General features: G+C 70.9%; 17 protein-coding genes and 1 pseudogene. 6 read left to right on the top strand and 12 right to left on the bottom strand.

Annotated elements, in window-relative coordinates:
* The first annotated feature begins 100 nt into the window (after window positions 1-100).
* Window positions 101-1393: a hypothetical protein gene (locus G6031_RS03055; protein ID WP_182652406.1), complete on the top strand. Its 1293-nt coding sequence runs from the start codon at window positions 101-103 to the stop codon at window positions 1391-1393.
* A 40-nt stretch (window positions 1394-1433) separates the two neighbouring features.
* On the opposite strand, the gene G6031_RS03060 is transcribed toward G6031_RS03055, so the two are convergent.
* Window positions 1434-1865, bottom strand: coding sequence for a hypothetical protein (locus G6031_RS03060; protein ID WP_338404193.1), 432 nt, complete (start codon window positions 1863-1865; stop codon window positions 1434-1436).
* A gap of 392 nt (window positions 1866-2257) precedes the next feature.
* Between G6031_RS03060 and G6031_RS03065 the strand changes: the two genes are divergently transcribed.
* Window positions 2258-2506, top strand: coding sequence for a WhiB family transcriptional regulator (locus G6031_RS03065; protein ID WP_179524794.1), 249 nt, complete (start codon window positions 2258-2260; stop codon window positions 2504-2506).
* A gap of 155 nt (window positions 2507-2661) precedes the next feature.
* On the opposite strand, the gene G6031_RS03070 is transcribed toward G6031_RS03065, so the two are convergent.
* From G6031_RS03070 to G6031_RS03080, 3 genes are all read right to left on the bottom strand, one after another.
* The gene (locus tag G6031_RS03070; RefSeq protein ID WP_017836613.1) at window positions 2662-2877 is read right to left on the bottom strand and encodes a biotin/lipoyl-binding carrier protein; all 216 of its coding nucleotides are present in this window, start codon (window positions 2875-2877) and stop codon (window positions 2662-2664) included.
* A 253-nt stretch (window positions 2878-3130) separates the two neighbouring features.
* Window positions 3131-3460 carry a zf-HC2 domain-containing protein gene (locus G6031_RS03075; protein ID WP_179524793.1) on the bottom strand — a complete coding sequence of 110 codons (330 nt, stop codon included), beginning with the start codon at window positions 3458-3460 and terminating at the stop codon, window positions 3131-3133.
* On the bottom strand, window positions 3457-4134 hold the full coding sequence (locus G6031_RS03080) for a sigma-70 family RNA polymerase sigma factor (RefSeq protein WP_179524792.1): 678 nt from the start codon (window positions 4132-4134) through the stop codon (window positions 3457-3459). Before G6031_RS03080 ends, G6031_RS03075 begins: the two co-directional genes overlap by 4 nt.
* A 105-nt stretch (window positions 4135-4239) precedes the next feature.
* On the opposite strand from G6031_RS03080, the gene G6031_RS03085 reads away from it, so the two are divergent.
* Window positions 4240-4776: a YbaK/EbsC family protein gene (locus G6031_RS03085; protein WP_182652407.1), complete on the top strand. Its 537-nt coding sequence runs from the start codon at window positions 4240-4242 to the stop codon at window positions 4774-4776.
* A 7-nt stretch (window positions 4777-4783) separates the two neighbouring features.
* Here G6031_RS03085 and G6031_RS03090 read toward each other — a convergent pair whose 3' ends face one another.
* Window positions 4784-5587, bottom strand: a complete 804-nt coding sequence (locus tag G6031_RS03090; protein ID WP_347237833.1) for an SOS response-associated peptidase — start codon at window positions 5585-5587, stop codon at window positions 4784-4786.
* Between the two features lie 32 nt (window positions 5588-5619).
* Between G6031_RS03090 and aroA the strand changes: the two genes are divergently transcribed.
* On the top strand, window positions 5620-6942 hold the full coding sequence (aroA, locus tag G6031_RS03095; protein ID WP_182652408.1) for a 3-phosphoshikimate 1-carboxyvinyltransferase: 1323 nt from the start codon (window positions 5620-5622) through the stop codon (window positions 6940-6942).
* Between the two features lie 4 nt (window positions 6943-6946).
* Window positions 6947-7996 carry a ribosome small subunit-dependent GTPase A gene (gene rsgA, locus G6031_RS03100; RefSeq protein ID WP_179524789.1) on the top strand — a complete coding sequence of 350 codons (1050 nt, stop codon included), beginning with the start codon at window positions 6947-6949 and terminating at the stop codon, window positions 7994-7996.
* Between the two features lie 13 nt (window positions 7997-8009).
* Here rsgA and G6031_RS03105 read toward each other — a convergent pair whose 3' ends face one another.
* The 4 genes from G6031_RS03105 to G6031_RS03120 all read right to left on the bottom strand — a co-directional run bounded on the left by G6031_RS03105 (window position 8010) and on the right by G6031_RS03120 (window position 11677).
* Window positions 8010-9128 (bottom strand): ferredoxin reductase, encoded by a 1119-nt coding sequence (locus G6031_RS03105; RefSeq protein ID WP_179524788.1) that lies wholly within the window; start codon window positions 9126-9128, stop codon window positions 8010-8012.
* 144 nt (window positions 9129-9272) lie between these two features.
* Window positions 9273-9794, bottom strand: coding sequence for a hypothetical protein (locus G6031_RS03110; RefSeq protein ID WP_179524787.1), 522 nt, complete (start codon window positions 9792-9794; stop codon window positions 9273-9275).
* A gap of 62 nt (window positions 9795-9856) precedes the next feature.
* Window positions 9857-11263, bottom strand: coding sequence for a wax ester/triacylglycerol synthase family O-acyltransferase (locus G6031_RS03115; protein ID WP_179524786.1), 1407 nt, complete (start codon window positions 11261-11263; stop codon window positions 9857-9859).
* 3 nt (window positions 11264-11266) lie between these two features.
* Window positions 11267-11677, bottom strand: coding sequence for an HAD-IA family hydrolase (locus tag G6031_RS03120; RefSeq protein ID WP_179524785.1), 411 nt, complete (start codon window positions 11675-11677; stop codon window positions 11267-11269).
* A 263-nt stretch (window positions 11678-11940) separates the two neighbouring features.
* Here G6031_RS03120 and G6031_RS03125 point away from each other — a divergent pair, with 263 nt between their 5' ends.
* A complete protein-coding gene (locus G6031_RS03125; protein ID WP_182652409.1) occupies window positions 11941-12372 on the top strand; it encodes an Rv3235 family protein in 432 nt (143 codons plus the stop codon).
* Between the two features lie 6 nt (window positions 12373-12378).
* On the opposite strand, the gene secA is transcribed toward G6031_RS03125, so the two are convergent.
* From secA to G6031_RS03140, 3 genes and pseudogenes are all read right to left on the bottom strand, one after another.
* Window positions 12379-15156 carry a preprotein translocase subunit SecA gene (gene secA / locus G6031_RS03130; protein WP_182652410.1) on the bottom strand — a complete coding sequence of 926 codons (2778 nt, stop codon included), beginning with the start codon at window positions 15154-15156 and terminating at the stop codon, window positions 12379-12381.
* Between the two features lie 165 nt (window positions 15157-15321).
* Window positions 15322-16005 (bottom strand): ribosome-associated translation inhibitor RaiA, encoded by a 684-nt coding sequence (raiA, locus tag G6031_RS03135; RefSeq protein ID WP_179524782.1) that lies wholly within the window; start codon window positions 16003-16005, stop codon window positions 15322-15324.
* A gap of 242 nt (window positions 16006-16247) precedes the next feature.
* A pseudogene (locus G6031_RS03140) lies at window positions 16248-16501 on the bottom strand (hypothetical protein); the annotation flags it as partial.

A 16501-nucleotide genomic window follows, 5' to 3' on the forward strand; every position in this document is an offset into this window, starting at 1 on the left:
CCGACGGCGCCCCGCGGCGTCGGCGTCGGCGGCGGCGCCCCTCGTCGTCGTCCGACTCCACCGGTCGGGACTGACCCGACCCCCACCCCCTGGAAGGCACGTGCGCACACTCAGGAGCGGGTCCGGACGCCGTCTGCCGTTCGTCGACGTCCCCCCCGAACGCCGGACGCGACGAGATCTGGTCACCGCCGCGGTGATCGCCGTCGTCATGGTGCTGGCGGCGGTCGCCGTGCTGCTGTCCGGGAGCGCGACCGGGTCGGAGCTGCGTGCCGCGGACGCGGAGCAGCCCGAGTACGGACCGGCCACCGATCCCCCCACGTCGCTCCAACCGCTCTGGACGCACGGCTCCGCCGGGACCGGCCCGCCGCTCACCACCAAGGGCAACCTCGTCACCGTCTCCCCGGACGGGGTGCTGGTCGGCCGGGACGCGGGTTCCGGGGAGGAGAGCTGGTCCTACACGCACGCGGGTCGGTTCTGTGCCGGAGCGTTCTACGCCGATCGACTCGTCGCCGCGTTCGACGGCGCCTCCGGGTGCAGTGACGTGACGTCCCTCGACCCGACCCGGCAGGAGTACGCAAGCACCAGACAGAGTGCGTATCCGGACTCGATGGAACTCACCGGCTCGTGGAAGCACGTCCTGGCGTTCAGCCCGGACCGCCTCGAGATCTGGCGCGACGACCTGGTCCGGACGGTCGAGTACGGGGCCGTGGAGGCTCCGCAGGAGGCCGGGATGCAACCCCGCACCGGGTGCACCCTCGTGACCGCGGATCTCACCGACGAGCGCTTCGCCGTGACGGAGCGCTGCCCCGGGGAGGACTCCGTCAGGTTGACGATCTCGAAGACCGTCCCCGAGGACAATCGCGCCCCCGAGGAGATCGCCTCGGACCCGACCGGTGCCGACGGTCTGTGGATCATCGAGGTGACCGAGCAGGGGGTCCTGGCGCTCCGGAACCAGGGCCCCGACTGGACCGTCGAGTGGTTCACCTCCCCCACCGAACACTCGACCGTGCTCGCTCTGGAGGGTGAGCCGGCCGTGCCGCCGTCGTACGAGTCCGTCTCGGGCGACAGCGCTCAGGTGAGATGGTTCGACGGGCGTTCCACGCACGCCTTCGACGGGCCGTCCGGGAGATACTCGTGGACCCTGGGCGGGTCGACGGGCCCCGGACTGACCGGGGGCTGGTCCGCCGACCCCGCGGCCCATGCGGCGGGCGAGTGGGTGCTGGTGCCGGTCGCCGACGGGCTCGCCCTCCTGGACCACGACACCGGGCGCGAGGTCCGTCGCCTGGCCGGGCAGGCGGCACCGGGACCGGGCGTGACGGGGCTCGCCCAGATCGGCGACATCCTGTACGAACGCCACGCGGGAGAGATCCGCGCGTACAAGCTCGTCGCCTGACCCCCCGGGGTGGATACGGGAGCCGTGCGCGCCGGCAGGGTCAGACGGCGTACCACTCGATCGCGTCCCTGCGGAACAGCGACACCAGCGCGACAGCGCAGACCACGGCGAGGATCAGACCGGCGAGGTACTGGTCCGATCCCACCCCCACGTACCAGGCCACGAACAGCAGCAACAACTCCGCGATCACCACGAGTCCACGGCCCCACCGTCGACCCCGCAACAGGCCCACACCGGCCGCGAGAAGGCCGCCCCCGAGGATCGCGAACCACACCGCGGTGCCGTAGCCACTGATGACGACGGTCTCCTCGCGATGGCCTCCGGCCGCCCGGATGGCGAGGGCCACGGCCACCCCGACGCCGATGAGGCCCTGCGCGGAGGAGATCCACCCGGCCAGGCGCACGGGCGTGGGGATCGCGGTGCGGGGATCGAGGCGATCCGGCGGGGGGCGGTGGTCGTCAGGTCGGCTCACGTTCACCTCCACAGGGTATGTCGCGGTGACGGCCGGGCCCGCACCACCCTTGCGGACTGGACTCCGATTAACCCATTACAGCCTCTGGCGTGCGATTTCGGTTCGATTTGACAACCGGGGTGACCTTTGCCACATCGCGGCGGGAGAGGGTTGACTTGTCATGGAATCGTGGCACGATCATTCGTAACAGCGCAGACGCACATTGTTTGCCTTGCCTTAACCGGGAGCTGCTCCTCACGGAGCGAGCCCTCGGAACGGGTACACCCCCACCACATCACCGGATGTGACACAGCGCGTACGTCCGCGTGCCGATCCTCGCAGATCGGCGCGTCGGCGGCGTCTTCCCGTGTCCGGTTGACCCGATAACGGTCTCGTAACCGTAAGGAGTTCCCATGGACTGGCGCCACAAGGCCATCTGCCGCGACGAGGATCCCGAGCTGTTCTTCCCCGTCGGCAATTCCGGACCCGCCCTCGCGCAGATCGCCGAGGCGAAGATCGTCTGTAACCGTTGCCCCGTCACCTCCGAGTGCCTGGCCTGGGCCCTCGAGTCCGGCCAGGACGCGGGCGTCTGGGGCGGCATGAGCGAGGACGAGCGTCGCGCGCTCAAGCGTCGCCGCGCCCGCACCCGCACCGCGGTCTGATCACCGCCACCTGATCACCGCATTCTGGTGACCGCGATCCCACGGTACGCGGTCCGGTCGGCGACCTGAACGGACGCCCGACCCCACGAGATCGACGAAGGCCGGTTCCCCTCCCGCGTGGGAGGGGAACCGGCCTTCGTCGTGACGGTCGATCGTCAGCCGATGACGGCGATGAGGTCTCCGGCCTGGATGACGTCGCCGGGGGCGACGGCCACCTCGGTGACGGTGCCGGCCGTCTCGCACAACACCGGGATCTCCATCTTCATGGACTCGAGGAGCACGATCGTGTCACCCTCGGCGACCTCGGTGCCGACGGCTGCGACGACCTCCATGACATTCGCGACCATCTCGGCACGGACCTGTTCAGTCATTCGGATGTTCCTCTGCTTTCCTCACGCGGCGGCCCCCGGACTCCTCAATGCAACCACACGGGGGTTCTCATGGGAGACTTGTACACCGACGAAAGGAGGCGACCATGGGCAAGCGTGGCCGCAAGAGGCGGGATCGCCGCAAGAAGAACGCCAACCACGGCAAGCGTCCGAACAGCTGAGTCCGGACCATCAGAACCGAGCGAGGGGCGGACACCGTGTCGGTGTCCGCCCCTCGCCTCGTCTGGCGGTGAGGTCAGTGCGGGTCCCGCCGGTGGACGGTCGTGGTCCGGTGCACCACCGTCGTCCCGTCGGAATCGGTCGTGGTGACCGTGGTGCGTCGGATCTCCACCATGAGTCGTTCCCTCAACCCCGACGGCGCCTTCTCGCAACACGAGCGGGACAACTTGGCCTTGAGCCGCCGCTCCGAGAGGAAGAGCTCACGGCAGGGCGGACACCCGGCGAGGTGATGCTCGAGCCTCGAACGACAGGCGTCGTCGCACTCGAGGTCCACCAGCAGGGACAGGTCGCGCCGTGCGGCCTCACAGTCGATCTGGTCGAGCCGCGGGTCGTGTTCCCTCGTCACTTCGCGCCCTCCGTCCTGTCACGACCGAAGCCACGCTCGGTCGCCACGTCCCGGAGCAGCTCGCGGAGCTGCTTGCGTCCTCGGTGGAGGCGTGACATCACGGTCCCCAACGGGGTGTCCATGATCTCGGCGATCTCCTTGTACGGCAGGTCCTGGACGTCCGCGTAGTACACGGCCATCCGGAACTCCTCGGGGAGCTGGGCGAGCGCGGACCGGATCTCGTCGTCCGGCAGCAGTTCCATCGCCTCGACCTCCGCCGAGCGCAGGCCGGTGGAGGTGTGCTCCGCCGCCGCCGCCAGCTGCCAGTCCGTGATCTCCTCGGTCGGATACTGGGCGGGTTGGCGCTGCCGCTTGCGGTAGTGGTTGATGTACGCGTTGGTGAGGATGCGGTGCATCCAGGCCCGGAAGTTGGTCCCGGGCTTGAAGGAGTGGAAACCCGCGTACGCCTTCGCGTACGCCTCCTGCACCAGGTCCTCCGCATCGGCCGGGTTGCGGGTCATCCGCAGCGCGGCACCGTACAACTGATCGAGGAGCGGCATGGCCAACTCCTCGAACTGTTCGGCGCGTTGGTCGGACTCGTCGGGCTGCAACTCGGTCGGCAACCGGTACTCCTCACCTGTCGATGACCCGGAGTCTATCCGCACGCCGGGGGCGTCGAGGACCGCGGTCCGCATCGCACCCTCCTCTCCCGATCCCGGGGACAGTCCCGGGTACCTGCTCTCCTCAACGCCGTCCACGGTCACGCTATTCCGGCCGGTGCCGTCACTAGGCTGGGCGGGATGAGCCGTAAGCGCACGGGACACGGGAAGTCCGACTCGGCGGCGACCCCCGCCATCGCCGCACTCCGGTCCGCCGGGGTCGACCACGAGGTGCACACCTACGACGCGGGAAGCGGCGCGTTCGGCGACGAGGCCGCCCGCGTCATGGGCGAGCGACTCGGGATCGACGCCGCCAGGGTGTTCAAGACCCTGGTGCTCGCCACCGCCCGCCCCCCGGCGGGCACCCGGATCCCGCTGGCTGTCGCGGTCCTGCCGGTAACTGCGATGCTCGACCTCAAGGCGGCGGCCGCCGCGCTGTCCTCCGGGAAGGCCTCCCTCGCCCCCGTCGACGTCGCGGAGAAGACCACCGGGTACGTGGTCGGCGGAGTGTCCCCCCTCGGGCAGAAGAGGTCGCTGGCGACCGTGGTCGACAGCTCCGCGTGGGATCACCCCACGATCCTGTGCAGCGCCGGCCGGCGGGGGTGGGAGATCGAACTGGCACCCGCGGACCTCGTCGACCTCACGGGAGCCACGGCGGCGTCGATCGCCGCCCGATGACGCCGTGTCAGAAGAGCATCCCGGCCGACGGGTCCACCGGCCGGACCAGTTCCGGGCCCTCGTTCCTCACGTTGGAGACCGCGCGTGAGACCGGCCTGATCTCCACCGAGTCGGCCCACTGCCCCAGATCGCCGCCCGCGCCGTCGACCAGGGCCCTCGGGTCACCGATCACGGAGGGGTCGAGCCAGTCGGAGACCACGGACGGGTGGACCACGAGCGGCATGCGGTCGTGGACGCGGCGCAGCGGTCCGAGCGCCTCGGTGGTGAGGATCGTGCACGACAACTGCGTGACGGTCTGGTCGCCGGGGTCACGCCGGGCCTCCCACAGCCCCGCCATGAGCAGCCCCTCGTCGCCGGGCAGGCTCATGTGGAACGGCTGCTTGGGGCCCGCCCTGCCGCCGGGCGTCGCCGGCTCCCCCGGGACCCACTCGTACCAGCCGTCCATCGGGACCACGCAGTGGCGCCGCGCGACGGCGGTACGGAAGGAGGGCTTCTCGAACGCCGTCTCGACCCGCGCGTTGAACAGGGTGGGCAGCCTGCCCGGGTCCCTGGCCCAGGACGGCACCAGGCCCCAGCGCATGGCACGCAGGATCCGTCGGGGGCCGGCGGGATCGTCGAGGCGTTCGCGCGGGGCGTCCAGGACGAGGGCGGGGACGGTGGTGGTGGGCGCGATGTTGAACCTCGGGGAGACCGGGCCCCGGTCGGGCCACAACCCCGGTGGCGGCGAGGACGCCTCGTCGACGGCATCGAGCTCCACGGCGAGTCGCGCCGGATCCGAGGAGAGGGAGAACCGTCCACACATGCGGTCCATCCTCCCACCCGGACCGGGCGGGATCGGGGTCGATGCGCGACAATGACCAGGTGAGTCATTGGAACGCACCCGTCGCCGGCACTCCCGTGGAGGCCGTCGTCCCCGTACCCGGGTCCAAGTCGCTGACCAACCGCGCCCTGGTCCTGGCCGCGCTGGCCGACGCCCCCGCCCGGCTGAGCGGGACGTTGCGCAGCCGGGACACCGACCTGATGATCGGGGCGCTCACCGCGCTCGGCACCCGGATCGAGGGCCCCACGGGGCCGCCCGCGCCGGGCGACACCGACCTGGTGGTCACGCCGGGGAGCCTGCACGGGGCGGACGTGGAGTGTGGCCTGGCGGGGACGGTCATGCGCTTCGTGCCACCGCTGGCCGCACTCGCCACCGGCACCTCGACGTTCGACGGCGACCCGGCCGCGCGGGTGCGACCCCAGGCCACGGTCCTGGACGCGCTCCGTGCCCTGGGAGCCGACGTCACCGGGGACAGCCTGCCGTTCACCGTCGCCGGGGCGGGCTCCCTGCGGGGTGGCCGGGTCGAGATGGACGCCTCCGCCTCGTCGCAGTTCGTCTCCGGCCTCCTGCTCTCCGCCGCCCGCTTCGACGAGGGGGTGGAGCTGATCCACGTGGGCGGTTCCGCCGTCCCGTCCGGCCCGCACATCGAGATGACACTGGCGATGCTGCGGGAATCCGGGGTGGCCGTCGAGCACCCCACCGCGTCGTCCTGGCACGTGGCACCGGGGCCGATCTCGGCCGTCGACCGCGTGGTGGAACCCGATCTGTCCAATGCGACCCCGTTCCTGGCCGCGGCCGCCGTCACCGGCGGGTCCGTCCGCGTCCCCCGCTGGCCGGTCTCCACCACGCAACCCGGGGACGCCATCCGCGGGATCCTCCGGGACATGGGCGCGTCCGTCACCCTGGAGACCGCCGACGGGGCCGAGCACGGAACCCTCGTCGTCGTCGGGCCCGACCGCCTCTCCCCCGTCGAGGCGGACCTGTCCGCCATCGGTGAACTCACCCCCACGATCGCCGCGCTGTGCGCGCTCGCCGACGGCCCGTCACGGTTGACCGGGATCGCGCACCTGCGCGGGCACGAGACCGATCGCCTCGCCGCCCTCGCCGCCGAACTCGGTGCGGTGGGGTGCGGTGTCACGGAGCTCGACGACGGCCTCGAGATCGTCCCGGGCCCCCTGCGCGGTGCCCCGTGGCGCGCCTACGCCGATCACCGCATGGCGACCGCCGGCGCGATCATCGGTCTCGTGGTGCCGGGGGTCGAGGTGGACGACATCGACTCCACCGCCAAGACCATGCCGGGCTTCACCTCGATGTGGACCGCCATGCTCGCCGGGCGGGCGATGTAGGGCCATGGCCACCAGGCGGGGCGGGAGCGGGGCGCGCGGCTGGGACGAGTCCGACATCCGGATCCGGCCGGGCAAGGGGTCCAGACCCCGCACCAAGCGCAGGCCCAGCCACTCCGACGCCGCGTCCGCGATGGTCGTGAGCGTCGACCGCGGACGCTGGGGATGTGTGCTGCTGGACGACGGCCCGGACCACGTGGCCGGGACCCGGATCGTCACCATGCGGGCCCGGGAGCTGGGCCGCACGCCGATCGTCGTGGGCGACCACGTCGGCGTGGTGGGAGACCTCACCGGCACCCGGGACACCCTGTCGAGGATCGTCCGGGTCGAGGAGCGGAGCACGGTCCTGCGCCGGACCGCCGACGACTCCGACCCCTACGAGCGGGTGGTGGTGGCGAACGCCGAACTGCTGCTGATCGTGGTCGCGGTCGCGGACCCCCCGCCACGCGCCGGCTTCGTCGCCCGCGCGCTCGTGGCGGCCTATACCGGCGGTCTCGATCCGGTCCTCTGCCTGACCAAGGGGGATCTCGACGACCCGTCGGTCTTCGCCGCCGAGTTCGAGGCACTCGACGTCCCCGTGCTCCGGACGGGGATCGACGACGACCTCACCGCACTGCACGAACGGATCGACGGTCGGATCTCCGCCATGATCGGCCACTCGGGCGTCGGCAAGTCCACGCTCGTCAACCGCTTGATCCCCGACGCCCACCGGGCGACCGGCGTGGTCTCCGGAGTCGGCAAGGGCCGACACACCTCGACCCAGTCGGTCGCCCTCGAACTGGGTACCGGGGGCTGGGTGGTGGACACCCCGGGGATCCGCAGTTTCGGCCTCGCGCACGTCTCGCCCGACGACGTGGTGGCGTCGTTCTCCGACCTGGACGCGATCGTGCAGGACTGCCCCCGGGGCTGTACCCACCAGGGCCCGCCCGCGGACCCGGAGTGCAGGTTCGACGCCATAGCCGACCCCGCCGTGCACCGGCGCGCCCTGGCCGTCCGCGAGCTCCTCGGCGTCCTGCAGTCCAACGACGCGTGGGCGCTGGGGACCGATCAGGACTGACGCCCCGCCGCGGTCAGAGCTTGAGCTCGACGTCCCCCAACGCCACCGAGATGCACGTCTGGATCCGCTCGCCGGGGCCGTGGTCGGTGCCGTTGCGCAGGTCGCGGACATGCCCCTCGTCGAGTCCCACGACGCAGGTCTGGCAGATGCCCATCCGGCAGCCGAACGGCATCTGCACGCCCACCTGCTCGCCGCCCTCGAGGATGGTGGTGGCACCGTCGAGCTCCACCGTCTTGCCGGTCGAACCGAACGTGACGGTCCCGCCCGAGGCCCCGGCGTCCCGGTTGACAGTGAAGCGCTCCACGTGGAGATCGTCGCGGCCGGTGGCGTCGAAGTGCTCGTCGAGCTCGTCGAGCATCGCGTTGGGGCCGCACGCCCAGGTCGGCCGCTCCGACCAGTCGGGGACGAGGGCGGACATCTGGCGGGAGTCGATGCGGCCCTCCTCGCTGGTGACCCGCAGGTGCAGGACGTACCCGGGCTGGGTCTTCTCGAGGGCGCGCAACTCCTCCAGGAACAGGGCGTCCTCCCTCTCGCGCACCGAGTGCACGTGGACGACGTCGGGGAACGGCTCGGTGACCGAGCGGCGGTCCAACGAGCGGAGCATGCCCATGACCGGCGTGATGCCGGATCCGGCCGTGACGAACATCAGCTTGGGCGGCGTCGGCGTGGGCAGGTGGAAGTCCCCCGCCGGAGCGGCGAGGCGGACGATGGTGCCGGGCTCGACGGTGCCGACGATGTGGTTGCTGAGCAACCCCTCGGGCAGGGCCTTGACGGTGACCGAGTACTCGCCACGACCCGTGGTGGGCGCCGAGGTCAGGGAGTAGGAGCGCCAGGTCCAGCGGCCGTCGAGGAGGACGCCGATTCCCAGGTACTGTCCCGGCTGGTAGTGCGGGGTCGCGCCCCACCCGGGCTTGATGACGAGGGTGACGGTGTCCTCCGCCTCGCGGCGCACCGTGACCACCTCTCCACGCAGCTCCCGGGAGGACCACAACGGGTAGATGAGCGAGGAGTAGTCGTCCATCCGCAGCGGGTGGGTGAGGCGGTTGAGGAAGCGATGCGCGGCCCGCGGTTCGGGAACCCTCGCGGCCGCTGCCCGCAGTACACGGTTGAGTCCACTGGTCGACTCGGTCACTGGTGCCTCCTTGGGGCCGGGAACCGCGCGGCCCGAGGACCGGGCCGACGGTGCCGGAGATGAGAACCTACGGTAGCGAAGGTTAGCGCCTGGCGGACACCGCACGGGCGTGATCCCGGTAACCGGGACGGCCCTCCGGGGTTCTCAGAGCAGATTGAGCAGGAACGGCAGCTCCGCCGCGTCGTACCAGGCGAGATCGAGGTCGAGAGCGTCCCCCACGGTGAGTTCGGCGTCCTCGTCCCCCAGGTCGGCGCGATCCACGGCCGCGACCGCGGCCTCGACGGGGCCGGCCGCGCCCGCGAGGTCCACGTGGACGGCCGCGACCTCGTCCATCGCCACGGTCCCCCTCGTCAGGCGGACGACCGCGGTGTCCAGATCGGGCCGGGGCCGGGCGTCGGCGTCGGGGACGTCCACACTCACCACCACGCGGCGGTACGGGTGCGCCTCGTGCACCGCGCCGGAGTCGATCTCACCGCCGAGCAACCGGAGCGAGGCGCGGGCGGCCTCGAGGAACGCGACGTGCTCGATCTCCTCGGTGTCCCCCTGAGCGTACGACTCGACGAGCGCGGGGGTCGCGGCGAACGCGGTCGCGCTGCGTACGGGCATCTCCCCGCCGTCGAGCAGGGTCTCCAGCATCGCGAGCGTGGCAGGGATGAACAGGCGCATGGTGGTGCCTTCCTCGGGTGGGCGGGGCCGGTCGGCGGGCGGTACCGGTCGGCGGGTACCGGTCAGCGGGCGGTCCCGGTGAGCTCGTCGAGTGCCGACGAGATGAGCTCGCCGATCTCCTCCACGTCCGGAACCGCCTGGCGATCCGCCGTGAATCCGCAGTAGACGATCCCCGAGTAGCTGCTCATCGACACGGCCAACGCCTGACCGTCGAGCAGCGCGGGGACGGGGTAGACCTCGGCGAGCTCGCCGTCGCCCCAGAACATCTTGTGCTGCGGTCCCGGTGCGTTGGTGACGACCAGGTCGTAACTGTCCGACGGCAACATGATCGCCGCCCGGGAGCCCAGCGCGTGCAGGGTGGGCGGGGCGAATCCGGAGAGGCGGGCCAGCGACTTGGCGCCGACGGCCTGCCTCGGGTGGCGCTGTGTGGCCGTCTCCCTCGAGATCTGCGCGAGCCGCATCCGGGGATTGGGCTCCCCCACCGGCATGCCGATGAGGGCCGAGGCGATCTCGGCGGAGGTCGCCTCGGCCGAGACCTCCGACCCCTCGACCGGTCCGGTCTCCGAGGAGACCGCCATCGGCACGATCGCCCGGAGCGTGTCGGCCGTCGAGAGCGGGTGGCCGCAGGACAGGATCCACGAGCGCAGCGCCCCGCACAGGACGGCCAGGACCACGTCGTTGACCTTGCACCCGTGCTCCCTGGCGATCGTCCGCGCCTGGTCCAGCGGGAACGAGGCCAGCCCCACGCGGCTGCCGCGCGGGCGGGAGGTCCGGAACATCTCCGCCAGCCCCCCGGGCGGTCGCAGGACCGTCAGACTCGCGGCCCCGACCAGACCACGGCTCGCCCTCTCCACCGCGTTGACCAGTCGTGCCGAGCGCCGGACCAACTCCAACGGGTCCGTGGCGATGGTGATGAGCGCGTCCAGGACGAGCACGCCGTCGCCCGGCGAGGGCACGGGGGTCCAGGTGGCCACCTCGTCCACGTCCGCGGACGCCCTCTCGTCGGTCATGAGCACCTGAGCGAGGTCCACGGCGTTGGGGCCGCCCAGGAGGACGTGATGGGTCTTGGTGAGAACAGCCAGCCGCCCGTCGGCGAGTCCCTCGATGAGGTAGAGCTCCCACAGCGGTCGGCCGGGCTCGAGCGGGCGGTCGACCAGCCTGGCCACCAGATCGGCGAGCTGGCGCACGCCCCCGGGAGCCGGCAGTGCGGACCTGCGGACGTGGAAGCTCAGGTCGAAGTCCGGATCGTCGACCCAGACCGCCCGCGCGAGCCCGAACGGGACGTACCGGATGCGCTGGCGGAACCTGGGGGCGTCGGCGAGTCTGGCGTCGACGAACTCCATGACGCGGTCGATGTCCCACGGATCGTCCCGGGAGACGAGCGCGAGGGAACACGAGTGCCGACTCCGCGATCGGGTGGCGTCCCCGAGGAGCAGATCCGCGTCCGCCGTCGCCAGCCTGGTCGCCACGGGTCAGACCGCCTCGTCCAGCCCGAGCAGTCCCCGGATCTCCACGGCCGCACGGTCGAACACCTGGTAGAACACGCCGATCATGCCGGTCTGGACGGCGCCCAGGACGTTCTCGATGGCGTCGTCGACCATGACGCACTCGCGGGGCTCCAGCTCGAGCCGTCGCGCCGCCTCGAGGAACGCCTCGGGATCGGGCTTCTCGACGCCGGTCCGGCCGCTGAGCACCACGTGATCGATGCCGTAGGCGCGGGCGTCCTCACGCACCCGATCGGCCCCCGGCCCCTCGGGCTCGTTGCTGAGGACCGCCAGGCGCACGTCGTTGGCACGCGCACCGAGAAGGATCTCCCGCCAGCTCTCGCGGTCCTCATCCGTGCCGTCCAGCACCCCGAAGTAGTCGACAATCAGTCCTCGCATGGGGACAGCCTAGGCAACGCCCGTCGACGGTGCAGGAGCGGAGCCGGAACCGACCGCCCGTCCCCGTGCGTCAAACGACATAGAAGAACGCGAGACCGGCCCGGTCCTCGCCGGAGGGAGCAGGAGAACACATGGCCCCGACACCCGTGTCACCGCCGTCGACGGGACGATCCACGCCCTGTCGGGACGCCTCGTTCGACGAGTGCAGGGTCAGACCGCTCCCCTCGACGGAACCCGTCTCCGCTGCCCGACGGCACGACCGGATGAGCCCACCGGTCGCGGATCCGGTGGCGGTCCCGGTGCCCGTGCCGGACCCCGAGCACGCGGTACCGGTCCCGGCGAGGCGGGCGGCCCACGCCCTGGTGATCATGGCCCTCGAGGTCGTCGACCGGAAGCGGGCCCCACACCACACCCGGGGCGCGTTCCCACCCCACCTCGTCGAGATGCTCAGGACCCTGGCCCGCGGAGGGGTCCCGGGCCGGCACCTCGGTCCCGCTCGGGTCCACCGCCTCCACATCCACGCCGCCGATCCCGGGGCCCCCGGCGGCGGGGACTCCCGCGGATCCGGGGACGGTGGCAGCGCCGACTACGAGGCGTGCGCCACGTACGCCCGCGGGCCGCGACTGTTCGCCGTCGCGGCCCGCATCAGGGTCACCGATACCGGGGCGACCTGCACGGCCCTCCGGTTGGTCTAGCCTCGTTCAGCTCTTGCGCCCCCGGGACGCGGCCTTGGCGGCCCGCTCGCGACGTTCGAGCCGGTCCTGACGTTCCTGGGAGCGGCGCTCGGCGCGGTTCGCCGGGACGCCCTCGTCGACGAGCTGGGCCTCCCCCGTCTCCGAGGGGCCCGAGAACTGCATCTGGTCATCGGTGACGTCGCGACCGGTGCCCGCGGCCTGCAGGATCGGGTTGGCGCCCGCGAGTGACGCCGCCTGCGCCGCGGAGGGGGCGGCCAGCGTCTTCTGCTGGGGGCTGGCCTCGACCTTGACGTTGAACAGGAACGCGACGGTCTCCTCGCGCACCCCGTCCATCATGGCCGCGAACATGTCGTAGCCCTCACGCTGGTACTCGACCAGGGGGTCGCGCTGGGCCATGGCCCGCAGCCCGATGCCCTCCTTGAGGTAGTCCATCTCGTAGAGGTGCTCGCGCCACTTGCGGTCCAGGACCTGGAGCATGATCGAGCGCTCCAGCTGGCGCATGGCACCCTCGCCGCCGATGCCCTCGATCTCGGACTCACGCTCGTCGTACCGGGCGAAGACGTCGTCGAGGATCGCGTCCTTGAGGTTCTTGGCCGACAGGTCACCCGCCGCCCCGTACTCGTCGCCGTCGATGATCGACTGCGCGGTGATCGAGACCGGGTACAGCTGCCCCAGGGCGTCCCACAGCTTGTCGAGGTCCCAGTCCTCGACATAGCCCTCGGCGGCGGCACCGTCGACGTAGGCGCTGACCACCTGATAGATCATCGACTCGACCTGGTCGGTGATGTCCTCGCCCTCGAGGATCCGCTTGCGCTCGCCGTAGATCACGGTGCGCTGCTGGTTCATCACCTCGTCGTACTTGAGGACGTCCTTGCGGATCTCGAAGTTCTGCGACTCGACCTGGGTCTGGGCGTTCTTCACGGCTCGCGAGACCATCCCGGCCTCGATCGGCACGTCGTCGGGCAGGCTCAACCGGTTCATGATCGCCTCGACGGCCGCACCGTTGAAACGGCGCATGAGCTCGTCACCCAGGGAGAGGTAGAACCGGGACTCGCCCGGGTCGCCCTGGCGTCCCGAACGCCCACGCAGCTGGTTGTCGATGCGCCGCGAGTCGTGGCGCTCGGTCCCCAGCACGTAGAGACCGCCGGCGTCGCGAACGCGCTCGGCCTCCTGCTTGCTGAGCTTGCGCATGCGCTCGATCTCGGCGTCCCACGCCTCCTCGTACTCCTCCGGGGTGTCCACGGGATTGAGCCCGCGCTCGCGGAGGTTGAGGTCGGCGATGATGTCCGGGTTGCCGCCGAGCACGATGTCGGTGCCACGGCCGGCCATGTTGGTCGCCACCGTGACCGCGCCCGGTCGACCGGCCTGCGCGATGATCTGGGCTTCCGAAGCGTGGAACTTGGCGTTGAGCACGTGGTGCTTGATGCCCTTGCGGGTGAGCAGCTTGGACAGGTGCTCACTGCGCTCGACGGACGCGGTGCCCACGAGGACCGGCTGCTTCTTCTCCACGCGCTCGGCGATGTCCTCCACGACCGCGGTGAACTTCGACTCCTCGGTCTTGTAGATCAGGTCGGCCTGGTCCTCGCGCGCCATCGGCCGGTTGGTCGGGATCGGCATGACCTCGAGCTTGTAGATCGAGTAGAGCTCGGCGGCCTCGGTCTCGGCCGTACCGGTCATCCCGGCCAGCTTCTCGTAGAGACGGAAGTAGTTCTGCAGCGTGATGGTGGCCAGGGTCTGGTTCTCGGCCTTGATCTCCACCCGCTCCTTGGCCTCGATGGCCTGGTGCATGCCCTCGTTGTAGCGGCGTCCGTCGAGCACGCGCCCCGTGAACTCGTCGACGATGATCACGTCGCCGTCGCGGACGATGTAGTCCTTGTCCTTGGTGAACAGCTCCTTGGCCTTGATGGAGTTGTTCAGGTAGCTCACCAGCGGTGAGTTGGCCGCCTCGTAGAGGTTGTCGATCCCGAGCTGGTCCTCCACGTACTCGACGCCCTGCTCGGTCACGCCGATCGTCCGCTTCTTGCGGTCGACCTCGTAGTGCGTGCCCTCCTCGAGCAGCGGGGCGATGCGGGCGAACTCCGCGTACCACTTGCTCGATCCGTCGGCCGGGCCCGAGATGATGAGCGGGGTCCGCGCCTCGTCGATCAGGATCGAGTCGACCTCGTCGACGATCGCGTAGTGGTGGCCCCGCTGGACCAGTTCCGCGGTGTCGTGCGCCATGTTGTCGCGCAGGTAGTCGAAGCCGAACTCGTTGTTGGTGCCGTAGGTGATGTCGGCGGAGTAGGACTCCCGGCGCTGCGCCGGGGTCATGCCGCCGAGGATCGCGCCCACGGACAGTCCGAGGAACCGGTGGACGCGGCCCATCCACTCCGCGTCGCGCTTGGCCAGGTAGTCGTTGACCGTGACCACGTGGACGCCCTGACCCGACAGGGCGTTGAGGTAGGCGGGCAGGACACAGGTCAGGGTCTTGCCCTCACCGGTCTTCATCTCCGCCACGGCCCCGGTGTGCAGGACGATGGCGCCGACGATCTGCACCTTGTACGGCCGCTGCCCGAGGACCCGGTAGGCGGCCTCGCGGGCCACCGCGAACGCCTCCGGGAGCAGGTCGTCCAGCGTCTCACCCTCAGCCAACCGGGCCTTGAACTCGTCGGTCTTGGCGCGGAGCTCGTCGTCGCTCAGCTTCTCCGTCTGGTCGGACAGAGTATCCACGTACTCGGCGAGAGCGCTGTACCGCTTGAGCTTTCGACCTTCGCCGGCTCGGAGCAGCTTGGAAAGGATGGACACAGTCTCGAACGTCCTCGTGGTCGGGTTGATCGGGAAATCTGGCTACCTGCGCGGGGGCCACGCGGGCCCTCGGTTCATCCTAGGTGCTGTCGGCCGCGGATACACGCCGAGGGCGGCCCGGTCCATGCGGACCGGACCGCCCCCGGGGCGTGTGGGCTGCGACCGTCAGGCCTCGTCACTCAGCGTGATGAGTCCGTAGTCGAACGCGTGCCGCCGGTAGACGACGGTGGCGTTGCCGGACTCGGCGTCCCGGAAGAGGTAGAAGTCGTGTCCCACGAGTTCCATCTTCTCCAGGGCCTCGTCGACCGACATCGGGGTCCCGTCGTGCTCCTTGCGTCGCACGATCTGGCCGGGGAGCTGGTCGTCGACCCCGTCCGCGTACTCGTCCATGACATCCGCCGGTGCCGCCTCGGGCGCGAGCTCCGCGGTGGCCTCGGCGACGGACTGCGGTCGACGGTGCCCGGAGTGGCTGATCTTCCGGCGGGTGCGTGCCTTGCGCATCTGCCGCTCGAGCTTGGCGACCGCCGACTCCAGGGCGGCGTAGAAGGTGTCCTCCGCCGCCTCGGCGCGGGCGACACCCGGCTTGCCCTTGAGGGTGATCTCGATCCGCTGGCTGGCCTTGGCCAGGCGTGGGTTCTTCTCGTGCAGAAGGACCACGTCGAACCGGGTGATCGCGGGCGAGATCTTCTCGATCTTCGCGAGCTTGGTGTGGATCCGGGTCGCGAAGTGGTCGGGGACCTCGACGTTCCGGCCCTTGATGGTCACCTGCGCATCAGGGGCACCGGGGTCGTCGGTCGACGGACCGTCGAAGGTGGCGGGGTCGAGCAGGACTGCGGGGGTCTTCGCCATCGAAGCTCCTCCTCATCGGGCCTGCGGCGGGCCTCTGCGACCGACCCGGTTACCGCCCGGGACCCCGGTCGAGGGGCACACCCACATGGCTGAGTGGACACTCTCCGGACGGGGCGACCACCGGACAAATTCAGTGAAAGTGCTGGTGAACCCCGTCCGAACCCAACGATACCCGGTCGTCTGGGCAGTGGACCGTAGTCGCGGCAAGTCGTCCGGAACTCACCCACGGGCAGCCCCGGACCTCACGCGGCGGTGACCCCGAGCACCCCGTCGACCCGCAGCCCGCCCTCGCCCAGCACCCCCACACACGCGGCGGCGGTGGCCCCCGTGGTGACCACGTCGTCCACCAGCAGGACCGTCGCCGGGGTCCCGATCAACTCCTCGACCGTCGACGGGGCCCCGGGCGTGGCCAGGATCAGGGTGCCCCGCGGCCGCCGGCGGATCCGGCCCGACAGATTGTCCGCCCTCGCCCGCGCGCCCAGTCCGGCGGCGTCGC

Origin of the sequence: Dietzia sp. CQ4 (genome assembly GCF_014145125.1) — a bacterium.
Lineage (GTDB): Bacteria > Actinomycetota > Actinomycetes > Mycobacteriales > Mycobacteriaceae > Dietzia > Dietzia natronolimnaea.

Coding starts and splice junctions, on each gene's coding strand:
- G6031_RS03065 (WP_179524794.1), top strand. CDS start 2,258: ATGGACTGGCGCCACAAGGCCATCTGCCGCGACGAGGATCCCGAGCTG.
- G6031_RS03070 (WP_017836613.1), bottom strand. CDS start 2,877: ATGACTGAACAGGTCCGTGCCGAGATGGTCGCGAATGTCATGGAGGTC.
- G6031_RS03080 (WP_179524792.1), bottom strand. CDS start 4,134: ATGCGGACCGCGGTCCTCGACGCCCCCGGCGTGCGGATAGACTCCGGG.
- G6031_RS03085 (WP_182652407.1), top strand. CDS start 4,240: ATGAGCCGTAAGCGCACGGGACACGGGAAGTCCGACTCGGCGGCGACC.
- G6031_RS03090 (WP_347237833.1), bottom strand. CDS start 5,587: ATGGACCGCATGTGTGGACGGTTCTCCCTCTCCTCGGATCCGGCGCGA.
- aroA (WP_182652408.1), top strand. CDS start 5,620: ATGCGCGACAATGACCAGGTGAGTCATTGGAACGCACCCGTCGCCGGC.
- rsgA (WP_179524789.1), top strand. CDS start 6,947: ATGGCCACCAGGCGGGGCGGGAGCGGGGCGCGCGGCTGGGACGAGTCC.
- G6031_RS03110 (WP_179524787.1), bottom strand. CDS start 9,794: ATGCGCCTGTTCATCCCTGCCACGCTCGCGATGCTGGAGACCCTGCTC.
- G6031_RS03120 (WP_179524785.1), bottom strand. CDS start 11,677: ATGCGAGGACTGATTGTCGACTACTTCGGGGTGCTGGACGGCACGGAT.
- G6031_RS03125 (WP_182652409.1), top strand. CDS start 11,941: ATGAGCCCACCGGTCGCGGATCCGGTGGCGGTCCCGGTGCCCGTGCCG.
- raiA (WP_179524782.1), bottom strand. CDS start 16,005: ATGGCGAAGACCCCCGCAGTCCTGCTCGACCCCGCCACCTTCGACGGT.